General features: G+C 72.0%; 4 protein-coding genes and 1 pseudogene. 1 reads left to right on the forward strand and 4 read right to left on the reverse strand.

The genetic code is table 11. The features are described 5' to 3' along the window. Nucleotide 1: 1 nt before the first annotated feature. A complete protein-coding gene (locus tag HUW62_RS04780) occupies nucleotides 2-2974 on the reverse strand; it encodes a tetratricopeptide repeat protein (protein ID WP_303626817.1) in 2973 nt (990 codons plus the stop codon). Nucleotides 2975-3293: 319 nt separating this feature from the next. Between HUW62_RS04780 and HUW62_RS04785 the strand changes: the two genes are divergently transcribed. Beyond that, entirely contained in the window at nucleotides 3294-4244 is a 951-nt protein-coding gene (locus tag HUW62_RS04785) for a D-2-hydroxyacid dehydrogenase family protein (RefSeq protein WP_176433691.1), read from the forward strand. Between the two features lies 1 nt (nucleotide 4245). Here HUW62_RS04785 and HUW62_RS04790 read toward each other — a convergent pair whose 3' ends face one another. The 3 genes and pseudogenes from HUW62_RS04790 to HUW62_RS04800 form a co-directional block, all read right to left on the reverse strand. Further along, entirely contained in the window at nucleotides 4246-6549 is a 2304-nt protein-coding gene (locus HUW62_RS04790) for an AAA family ATPase (protein WP_176433692.1), read from the reverse strand. Between the two features lies 1 nt (nucleotide 6550). Then, complete coding sequence (locus HUW62_RS04795; RefSeq protein WP_176433693.1) at nucleotides 6551-9934, reverse strand: AAA family ATPase; 3384 nt, start codon at nucleotides 9932-9934, stop codon at nucleotides 6551-6553. A 2-nt stretch (nucleotides 9935-9936) separates the two neighbouring features. Beyond that, nucleotides 9937-10899: pseudogene (locus HUW62_RS04800) on the reverse strand (ATP-dependent Clp protease ATP-binding subunit); the annotation flags it as partial.

Raw genomic sequence — 10899 nt, forward strand, 5'->3', positions numbered from 1 at the left:
CTCAGCGGAGCTTGTGCTTCGCGAGCCACTCGTTGATGAGGGGGAGCGTCTTCTCCGAGGGGTCGTCCTTCATGGCCATGTTCCGCGCCTCGGCGACGAGCTTCAGGGCGCGAGCGCGGTCCTTGCCGGACTCCCACAGCGCCTGGGCGAGCAGGAACTTCACCTCGGTGCGCTGGCCGGGCCCCGGCGTCGCCTTGTCCCAGCCGGCGACGACCCGCTCCAGGGGCACGAGCGCCTCCGCGGGCCGGTCCAGTTTGAGGAAGGCGGTGCCCAGGTCCCGCAGGCTGAGGGTCCACTGCCCGGAGCTGTCATCCGGTTGCAGGAGCATGATGTCCACGGCCCGCTGGCAATAGTGCGCCATGTCCGCGTAGCGCTCCTTGAGGAGCATGATCTTCCCGACGAGGCGCAGCGGGCTCACCAGCGACGGGTCCATCGGGCCGCGCGACCTGTCGCGAAGGGCGATGGTCCGCAGGAAGTGCTCCAGGGACGGGTCGAAGAGGCTCTTGTGGAAGTAGAGGACGCCCAGGTTGGCGTGGATGACGGACGCGCCATAGCTCTCCGCCCCGTCCGTCTTCGCGACGATGCTCAAGGCGCGCTCGTAGAGGGGGAGGGCCTCGTCCATGCGCGATTGGACGACGAACGTGGAGGCCAGGTCGTTGAGCGCGTCGTAGACGCGAGGGTGGTCCGGGCCGAGCGTGCGCTCGAAGACGCCGAGGGCCTCGCGGGCAATCAACTCCGCCAGCTTCAGGTCATCCTGATCTCGGAGCACGGGGACCACGGCCAGTCGCACCCGGGCGACCTCGGGGTGCTCGTCGCCCAGGGCCTGCCGGGTGATGGTGGCGGCGCGCTCCAGGTGGGCCCGGGCCTCGGCGAGTCGGGGGTGGACCCACTGCGTGGCCCCCAGCTCCAGGAGCACATCCGCCACCTCCAGGCTGTCCGGACCGAAGGTGCTCTCCGCGATGAGCAGGGCCTGCTCCTGCAACGCCACCGCCTCCTCGAAGCGTCGCTGCTTGCGCAGGACGGTTCCGGAGTAGGTGAGGAGGTTGACGCGGGTCAGCTCGTTGCCACCGCCCAGTCGTTCGATGGCGGCGGTGGCGCGGTCCTTCCAGCGTGAGGCCAGCTCGTACTCGTCCAGACCGATGCAGGACACGCGGACCAGCAGCGTCCAGGCGCGCGCGGCCACGGCGTCCTGGCGCGTGGCCTCCGCCGCGTTCAGCGCCTCGAAGAGCGACGCCTCCGCGCCCCGCCAGTCTCCGGCCCCTTCGCGCAGCTCACCGAGCAGCAGGGAGATTTCAGCGCTGTCGTGACGGTTCGCCGCCCGCTTCGCCGCGAGCGCCGTCGGCTCCACCAGCGCGACACCTTCCGCGTAGCGCCCGGTGGCCAGGAGCGCTCGGCCTCGTGCGAGCGTCGCGCGCAGCGCCGCGTGGCGCTCGCGTGCTTCAGGGCCCTCGGGCAGCGTGGCCCCGCCGGGAGCCAGCGCCTCCGAGCAGCCGGACAATGGCGGCAGGCCCTTCACCGCGCGATGCGACTCGTCCACCGTCCTGGCGTCCGCCTGGGACAGCAGGCGCGTGAGGGCGGAGACATCCGCCAGCCGGTTGTCGAGGCAGCGCATGCGCCACGCCATCACCTCTTCGGGCTGCTCGCCCCGGACGCGGGTGGCCTCGCAGGCGGTGGTGCGCGTCGTCGTCCAGGCGGCGGTGTACGCGTCCAGCTCCCGGCGCACGCGCTCCCAGGCGGCGGAGGCATAGGGGCGGCCGGTGGCGGTGAACGCGGCCTGGATGGCGGCGGCCTGCTCGGCGCCCCAGACGGTGGTCATCTCGTGCGGTGCGCTCGCGCAGGCGCGGGCGCCGCTGGTGTGCACCGCGTGGGTGACTCCCACCGCGGCGGCCAGCACCGCCACCGCGCCGGTGAGCTGGAGCCCTCGCTTCCATCGCGCGGCCGGGTCCTTCTGGAGCGCGTCGAGCAGGGCCAAGAGGTGGGGGAAGCGGTCCTCCGCGCGCCGGGAGAGTCCGCGCAGCAGCACGCGGCGCAGCCACGGAGGAACACGCGTGCCGGCGGGTGGAGGACGCATCTGTCCCGAGGACACCTGCGCGGCCAGCTCCGCCAGGGTGGTGCCCTCGAAGGGGCGCGCGCCATAGAGGGCTTCGTGGAGGGCCACGCAGAAGGAGAACTGGTCTCCGGAGGCGCCGGCGCGAGTCTCTCCGAGCAACTGCTCCGGTGCCATGTAGGCCGGCGTGCCGCCCGTCAGTGAGCGCTCCACCACCTGGGTGTCGGTGCGCGCGGGCAGCGAGCTCTCGCGCGTGGTGGAGGCGCCCAGGCGCGCGAGTCCGAAGTCGGTGACGTGGACGTTGTCGTCGCCGCCGATGAGGAGGTTGGCGGGCTTGAAGTCGCCGTGCACCACGCCCGCGGCGTGTGCGGCCGCGAGGCCTCGGCCCGCGTCCAGGAAGAGGTCCAACACCTGGCGCCAGGGGCGGGGCGCGGCCTTGAGCCACTCGCCCAGCGTCTGGGCCTCCACCCGCTCCATGGCGAGGAACACGTGCTGGCCGAAGGTGCCCACGTCATAGACGGCCACCACGTTCGGGTGGGAGACACGGGCCATGGCCTGCGCCTCGCGCAGCAGGTGGGCGCGCTCCTTCTCCACGTCCAGGCCCAGGGCGCCGGTGCGCAGCAGCTTGAGCGCGACGCGGCGGTCCAGCTCCGGGTCATAGGCGCCGTACACGACGCCCATCGCCCCGGCGCCCAGCAGCTCCAGGACGAGATAGCGCCCCACCGCCGTGCCCTTCTCCAACGCCGAGTCGTCACGGCGGAGGGTGGCCGGCGGCTGGGGCTCGGTGGGCGTCGCGGTGCTGGTGATGTCCGGAGACTGCGCGCGCAGTCCCTCGGCGACGAGCGTGCGACAGGCGGCGCACGTGTCGAGGTGGGAGTCGACCTCGGCGGTCTCCTCGGGCGACAGCTCGCCCAACAGCAGCTTCATGAAGACGGTCTCGTCGACGCAGCGCATGAAGGGGAGGGGTCCGGCACCAGGTGGGGAGTGGGCGTCGGCGACGATAGCAGAGTGTCTCCGGGCGACAGGAGATGCGTGTCACGCTGGAGCCTCGTCACCTCCCGGTGACAGCGCGGCGCGGCCCATCGCGGAGGGCGAACGGGCAGGCGGGCACGGGCTCCACGACGTGCGCAGCCGTACTGCTTCCGAGCGCCGGTCGCGGATCCTCCTCCTCCCTTCGACGAATTGGCGAGCCGACGCGTGCGTTCGCTGTCCCGTCATGGCAGCGTCATCGGCGGGAGGGTTCCCCATGCGAGTCGCCATCCTGGATGACTACCTGGACGTCGCGAGAATCTCCGCGGATTGGTCGCTCCTTCCCTCCAGCTTCGAGCCGCGCTTCTTCCAGGCGCCGCTCGCCGGAGAGGACGCCGTTGCGCAGTCGCTCCAGGAGTTCGAGGTCATCGTCGCGATGCGCGAGCGCACGGCCTTCCCCGCGTCGCTCCTCGTGCGGCTGCCTCGACTGCGCCTGCTGGTGACGACGGGCATGCGCAACGCGGCCATCGACCTGGACGCCTGCCGACGCCAGGGCATCATCGTGTGTGGCACGGGTGCGGTGGGTGCCCCCGCCGCCGAGCTGACGTGGGCGTTGATTCTCGCGCTGCTCAAGCGCATCCCCGCCGAGGACCAGTCGCTGCGCTCCGGGGGCTGGCAGACGGGGCTGACGGAGACGGTGTCCGGCAAGCGCCTGGGCGTCGTGGGGCTCGGCAAGCTGGGGACGCAGGTGGCGAAGGTGGGACTCGCCTTCGGCATGGATGTGGTGGCCTGGAGTCCTCGCCTGACCGCCGAGCGTGCCGAGGCCGCCGGAGTACACCTCGTCGACAAGGCCACGCTCTTCGCCTCGTCGGATGTCGTCACACTGCACCTCGTGTTGGGAGAGCGGACACAGGGCGTGGTGGGCGCGTCGGAGCTGGGGGCGATGAAGCGCTCGGCCTACCTCGTCAACACCTCGCGCGGCGGGCTCCTGGACGAGGAGGTCCTGGTCTCCGCCCTCCGCGAGCGACGCATCGCCGGCGCGGGGTTGGATGTCTTCTCCGTCGAGCCGCTGCCGCGCGAGCACCCGTTGAGGTCCCTCCCCAACACGGTGCTCACGCCGCATCTCGGTTACGTCACGCGGGAGAACCAAACCGTCTATTACCGCGACGCGGTGGAGGACATCCTGGCGTGGAGCCAGGGCCGTCCCGTGAGACTGCTTGGTGCGTGAATCACGTCCGGGCCTCCAGCTCCAGCTGCCCCTGTGTGCCCACGCGCAGCGTCACCTGGCGGTGCGGAGTCCCCGCATGCGCCGCGAGCCACTGCGCCAGCGGGACGATGGCGTGCTGCTCCACCGCGCGCTTCAGCGGGCGCGCACCGTAGCGCGCGTCGAAGCCGGCCTTCGCGAGGAAGTCCACCACGTCCTCGCCGAAGCTCACCTTCACCCCGCGCCGTGAGAGCCCCTCGCGGCCCAGCGCCGCTTCCAGGGTGCGTCGCGCGAGCGTCCTGATGACGTCCGGCGCGAGGGCGCGGTAGGGCACCACCTGGTCCAGCCGGTTGAGCAGCTCCGGCCGGAAGAAGGCCGTGGCCGCGCCCAGGTAGTGCGCTTCCATGTCCCGAGGCGTGTCCCCGCCAAAGCCCAGCGAGCGTGACGCGGACTCCGCGCCCAGGTTGCTGGTGAGCAGCACCACCGTGTTCCGGAAGCTGACGGTGCGGCCCGTGCCGTCCGTCAGCCGTCCTTCACCGAGGACCTGGAGCAGCAGGTCATGCACGCCCGCGTCCGCCTTCTCCACCTCGTCCAGCAGCACCACGCCGAAGGGCTGCTCCCGCACGCGTCGCGCGAGCCCACCCTGCTGACCACCTCCTTCGCCCACCAGCCGCCCAGCGCTGCCGGGCGCGGCGTACTCCGCCATGTCGAAGCGGGCCAGACGGGCGACGTCGCCGAAGAGGTACTCCGCCAGCGCGAGCGCCGACTCCGTCTTGCCCACGCCCGTGGGCCCCAGGAGCAGGAATGCCCCCAGTGGCCGTGAAGGGTCCGCGAGTCCCGTCTTCAGGGTGACGACGAGGTTGCGCAAGAGCAGCGTGGCCTCGTCCTGGCCGACGATGCGCTCCCGGAAGCGGCGCAGCAGCGCGTCCGGGTCCAGGCGAATCGAGGAGTCCACCAGCTCCCTCGGGTAGCCGGTGCGCGTGCAGAACGCGGAGGTCACCGCGCCCGCGTCCACTTCCGTCCCCGTCTCGGCCTGCGCCGTCGCGGCGCGGAGCAGCGACACCGCGCCACCCGGAGGAGGGCCTTCACCGAAGCGCTCCGTCAGCTCCGCCGCGCGCTCCAGGGAGGCGGGGGTGAAGCGCACCTTGCGAGCCTTCGCGACGCGCTGGGAGGCCTGCTGCACCGCGGACCGCGCCTTCTCGGGCACCAGCGGCTCCACGACGACATGCCGCAGTGCCTGGAGGAAGGCGCCATGGGTTCGCTCCGCGCGAGCGACGTCCTCTGGCGTGGCCTCCAGCACCAGCGCGACTTCGCCCCCTTCCAGCGCGGGCAGCAGGTGCCGCGCGACGTCCAGGCCCGTGTCGCCGCCGCCCAGGGAGAGCAGCTCGGAGAGGCTGTCCAGGTGGAGCACCGCGCGCCGCACCCGCAGCTCGTTCACCATCAACTGCACGCGCTTCTGCCACTGCCCCAGATAGCGCATGCCGGCCATGATGCGGCCGCCCGAGGTGCTGAAGACCTCCAGCCCCTGGAGCGAACTCCCCGACGCGGAGGACTCCGCCCGGTGCACCAGCTCGTGCACCAGAGACGTCTTGCCCACGGAGGGCGGACCCACGAGCAGCACGCTCGCGCGCGCCCGCGCCGTGACGGCCTCCGCCAGCAGGCCGACCTCCGCGTCACGCTCCCATGCACGCTCCAGGAGTCCCGCACGGGCCTCTTCGTTGAGGCAGCGACTCGCCTCGGCGAGACCGGGAGGCGGGGGAGGGCGGCGCACCGGCCCTCGGGGCTCCTCGATGACACGCGCGCGGGTCGCCTCACGGGACTTCATCGTCACGGAGAGGGTCTCGACGGTCTCCTCGCCCAGGTAGGCCAGCGAGTGCAGGCGCTCCAGCGGCGCCATGTAGAGCTCGTGGCGGACCAGCTCCTCCACGTAGGCCTCCAGGTCCGTGAGGTCCTGCAGCGAGCCCTCCACGTCCACGCGAGGAATCCAGACGTGCACGGGCCCCTTCGCCGCGCCCTTCTTGCTGGTCCGCTCCGTCTTCCCACGTCCCCCGCGCGTCACCACGGTGAGCTTGAGGGGCACGGGCAACAGCCGCCCGTGCTGCACCGCGCGCACGGTGAGGTTCATCTTCTTCGTGCGCAGGTCCGGCCAGTGCGTCTGTGCATCCTTCAGCTCTCCTCGCTTGAGCAGCCGTCCCAGGACCTGCGCCACGTCCAGTCGCGCGGTCGTCAGGTCCTTGGCGAACGAGGCCAGATGCGGGTGGGTCAACACGTGCGCGGCCACTCCCACGCCAGGGTAGTTCCGCACGAACAGATGGAAGTTCTTGTCCATGTCAGTTCCCTCCTCGCGCCGGTTCGCGCAGCACCCGCGCCGCCCAGGCCACGGACTCGGAAGGGGGCCTCCCGCTCGCCAGATGAAGGATGTTCTCCAGCCCGCCCTCCACGACGACGTGGCCCTGGGGCGACTCGGGCGCCTGGCCCGCGCGACGCGCCTCCCGCTCCGCCAGCTTCACCGCGTCGCGCGTCGCCACCGTGCGGGACACGTCCGTCATCAAGTCCGGTGCCTCCGCGAGCAACTCCACGCGGACCAACGCGGGCCGCGTGTCCAGGTGCACCAGCGCGTAGCCCTCCAGCCGCGCGAGCACCTCCGACAAGCCGAACGCCGAGAGGCTCACCACCTGTCGTCGCACCCGCACTCCCGCGGGGCGCGTCGTGCCCGGGGCGGCCCACGCGATGCCGCCGTCCGGCTCCACGCGCTCCTCGTGGATGGCCACGCGTCCCAGTCCCTGGGGAATCGCCTTCACCACGGCCTCCAATGCGGCGACAGGCGAGTCCGCGAGCCCTTCCACCAGCAGCGCGCACACCTCCATCCCACGGTCCCGGGTGGCGAGCTGATGCGCGAGCCACTCCACCTCGTCGCGCAGGCTCACCACCTTGGGACGACAGCGGCGCAGTCGTTCCTCGGGGGACACCGGCAACGGCGCCGAGCCATAGACGGTCCGGGGGCGCAGTCCGCCCCGTCCCCGGTTGCGCCTCCAGTTGTCCTGGTACCCGACGCGCTCCTCCTTGCCCGCGGGCTCCTCCGTCTCCATGAAGTCGCGGTCCGCCAGCTCGTTCTCGCGGATGTCCAGGGCCTCCGCCGCCAGGCGCTCCAATCGCTCGCGAAGCTCCACCGCCTCGGGGCCACCGCGCGGAGTCTCGCCTTCGGAGGGGCGCGGCTCGGCCGCCGCCAGTGCCTCCAGCCGCGCGGTCACCTCCTCCAGCACCCGAGCCACGCCGGGGAGTGTCCACGCGGTGGGGTCCTGTTCACGCGTCCACGCGGGCTCTCGCATGAGCAGCTCCACCGACAGCCCCATGTCCTCGCCCCGGCGGAACAGCTCCACGCGGGCCAGGTCCTCGCCGCCGCGCCGCACCAGGTGATGGGCCAGGGGCACGGTGAGGCGTCGCTCCAGCGCGCGCTTCAGGGGACGTGCGCCGTAGCGCGGGTCGTACGCCTGCTCCACCAGCAGGTCGAGCAACGCGGACTCCACCTCCACCAGCACGTTGCCCCGGCGGATGCCCCGCCGCGACAGGAGCGACTCCAGGGCGTGCTCCACGACGACGCGCAGCGCGGCGGGCGTGAGCGAGCGGAAGGGCACCACGCGGTCCAGGCGGTTGAAGAACTCCGGACGGAAGAAGGCCCGCACCGAGGAGAGGTAGTGCGCCTCCGCGCCTTCGGGAGCGCGGTGGAAGCCCGTGCGGGCGGCGGCCTCGCGCACGCCCAGGTTGGACGTGAGCACCACCACCGCCTGCCGCGCGTCCACGGTGCGGCCCGCGCCGTCCGTCAGTCGCCCCTCGCCGAGGAACTGGAGGAGCGCGTCGAAGATGCGCGGGTGCGCCTTCTCCACCTCGTCGAACAGCACCACGCAGAACGGCTGGGTGCGCAGCGCCGTCGTCAGCTCGCCATCCGGCGCGCCGGGCAGACCCAAGAGGCGGGTGATGCTGGAGGCGGAGACGAACTCCGACATGTCGAAGCGGACCATCCGCTCCTCGCTGCCGAAGAGGGTGCGCGCCAGCGCCTTGGCCGTCTCCGTCTTGCCCACGCCGGTGGGCCCCACGAAGAGGTAGGTGGCCAGCGGTTTGTCCGGAGGCTGCAGCGAGCGCTGGAGCGTGAGGATGGCGTCCACCACGGCGGCGACGGCCTCCGGCTGTCCGGCCACCTGCGCGGTCAGCTCGCGCTCCAGCACCTCCCGGGGCTTCGGCGGCGCGCTGCCCAGCACGAAGTCCGGCAGGCCCGTCTGCGCGCGCATCGCGGCGGTGACGTCCTCCTCCGTGAAGCGGCGCACGTTCTGGTCCACCGTGCCCGGCCTCGCGAGCACCCGGCGCAAGAGCCGCACCGCCTTGCCCGGGAAGGACTCGTGCGCGACGAAGCGCTCCTGAAGGTCCAGCAGGGTCTCCAGCGCCAGGGGGGACAGGCGCACCGCGGGCCCGCCTTCGCCCGAGCCCTCCAGCTCCCGCAGCGTCCCCAGCAGGGCCGGCAGCGTCGTGCGCGGCTCCAGCGCGGGTACGTGCACCACGCGGAACAGCGAGGCGAGCGTGGGCGCCTCCTCGCGCACCCGCTCGAAGCGCTCGGGCGTGGACTCGGCCAGCACGGTCAGCTCGCCGCGCGCCATGTGGGGCTCCAGGAACTGCGCGACGTTGGTGCGCTCGCTGGAGGTGCGGCCCGCGTAGACGAGCGAGGCCAGGTCGTCCACGTAGAGCAGGTCGCCCACCTCCACCAGCTCCTTCACCACGCCCCGCGCGCGAGCCTCCCACTGGCCCACGTACATCATCCCCGCGATGAACTGATTGCCGTCCACGCGCCACACGTCCCGGCGCTGTCCCGCGGCGTCCTGGCGCGCGGTGAGCCGGCGCACCACCTCGTGCACCAGCGCCGTCTTGCCGGAGCCGGGAGGGCCCACCAGGACGATGGCCGCGCCCTCGCGGCCTTCCAGTGCGTCCACCACCTCGCGCACCAGCGCCTCGCGGCCGTAGCAGTGCTCCAGTCCGTCATCTCGCGCGGCGTGGCTCAGGTTGCGCGCCACCTCCCGCAGCTCGGTGAGCGTGAGGCGTCGGCGGTTGCGGCGGGCCTCGCGCTGCTCCGGCGTCTCCGGCGGGGGGCTCTTCGTCTCCTTCCCCGTGGTGCGGCGGCGCCTGGGTGGCTTGGGCGGCTTGGGCGGCGTCCGGGGGAGGATGGAGGGCGGATAGGCATCCACCTCCAGCAGCTCCAGTCGCTCGCGGCCCTGCGCCCAGAAGCCCTCCAGGTTCGTCAGCCCGTGCTCCAGGCACCACGCTCCCAGCCTGCGCCCGAGCGCGAGGGGCAGGGCCTCCGTGTCGGGAATCGCGAAGCGGGCCTCCGCGAGCCGCGTGGGCGTCACCACCCAGAAGTCATCCCGAGGCCACTTCTCCAGCAGCACGGCCATGCGGCCCTTGAGCACGACGCGCAGGCCCTTCTCGCGGTCTCTCACGTCGATGTCTACCTTCACGTGCTTGAGCGCCAGGTGGGGCGGCAGCTGGTAGCTGGCCACGCGCGACGGGTGCTCCTTCTCGAAGCGCTCCATGACGGCGAGCGCCAGGTCGTCCCTCAATGAGGACAGGCTGGGACCCACGCGGTGGATTCGAGGCCAGAAGGCGGGGACCCACGCCTCGACGAGACGGCCGCCCAGGGGCGCGACGACCAGGGGGAGTTTGAGTTCCATGGTCAGTCCTCCTCCGTCTCGCCGAACACACGCCAGTTCATCCAGGGCTCCAACAAGGAATCCAACTCCAGGCCTCCGCCGCCGTAGCGCACGCGGGTTCCGGTGCGCATGTCCTCCACCGAGCCGCCCGCGGTGTCCGTCGAGCCCGGACGGATTCGCCGGACCTCGGTCTTCGGCAGCTGCGCCTCCAGCTTCTCCCACTCGGGCAGCACGTCCCGGCTGCGAGGATTGGCGGTGAAGAGCGCGCGCACCAGCGCCGCCTGACTGCCCTCCACGAAGCGGTGTACGCCGTGCTCGGCGGAGAGCAGCAACGGGCGCGTCTCGCCGGAGATCTGAATGGCATATGCCAAGGGCGTGGGCTGGAGGTCCAGCAGCTCATCCACCCTCGGGTAGACCCAATCCGGCGGAGGGGGAATGCGTGGCGCCTTCGCTCCGTCCGCGGGCTTGGGCGTCCAGAGCAGGGCGCGCTGGAAGGCGAGCGAGTAGCGGTTGCACCAGCGCTCATAGATTTTCGCCAGGAAACAGAGCTGCGGCCACGCGCCACGGCCAGGCACCAGTATCAGGGTGGCGCCTCGCGAGTAGTGGTAGAGGCTGGAGTAGAGCCGCTCCCTCAAGGGCTGGAACGTGGAACGCAGCGTGGCCACGTCGCGCGCGAGCGACTCCGCCTGACCCACCGCGCGTGACAGGTGGGCCTCGAAGAGCAGGTCTTCGATGGCCTCCGTCTGCTGCGAGCACTCACGGAAGGCCTTGTCCAGCTCGCGGGCGTCTCCGGCCTTCCTCGCGGCCTCCTTCGCCAGCGAGCGCTCCTCCCAGTACGAGGCCTGTCGGGACACCTTGTCGAAGACCGCCAGCTCCCGCCGCAACGCAATCATGGGAGGCGAGCGGCTCCAGCGCTGCACCTCCGCGCGCAGCGTGGCGGCGTCCTCCAGGACCTGTTCGATGGCCTGCCGTCCCACCCCCTCCGC

The organism is Myxococcus sp. AM011, assembly GCF_013372595.1.
GTDB lineage: Bacteria > Myxococcota > Myxococcia > Myxococcales > Myxococcaceae > Myxococcus > Myxococcus eversor.

Coding starts and splice junctions, on each gene's coding strand:
- HUW62_RS04780 (WP_303626817.1), bottom strand. CDS start 2,974: ATGAAGCTGCTGTTGGGCGAGCTGTCGCCCGAGGAGACCGCCGAGGTC.
- HUW62_RS04785 (WP_176433691.1), top strand. CDS start 3,294: ATGCGAGTCGCCATCCTGGATGACTACCTGGACGTCGCGAGAATCTCC.
- HUW62_RS04790 (WP_176433692.1), bottom strand. CDS start 6,549: ATGGACAAGAACTTCCATCTGTTCGTGCGGAACTACCCTGGCGTGGGA.
- HUW62_RS04795 (WP_176433693.1), bottom strand. CDS start 9,934: ATGGAACTCAAACTCCCCCTGGTCGTCGCGCCCCTGGGCGGCCGTCTC.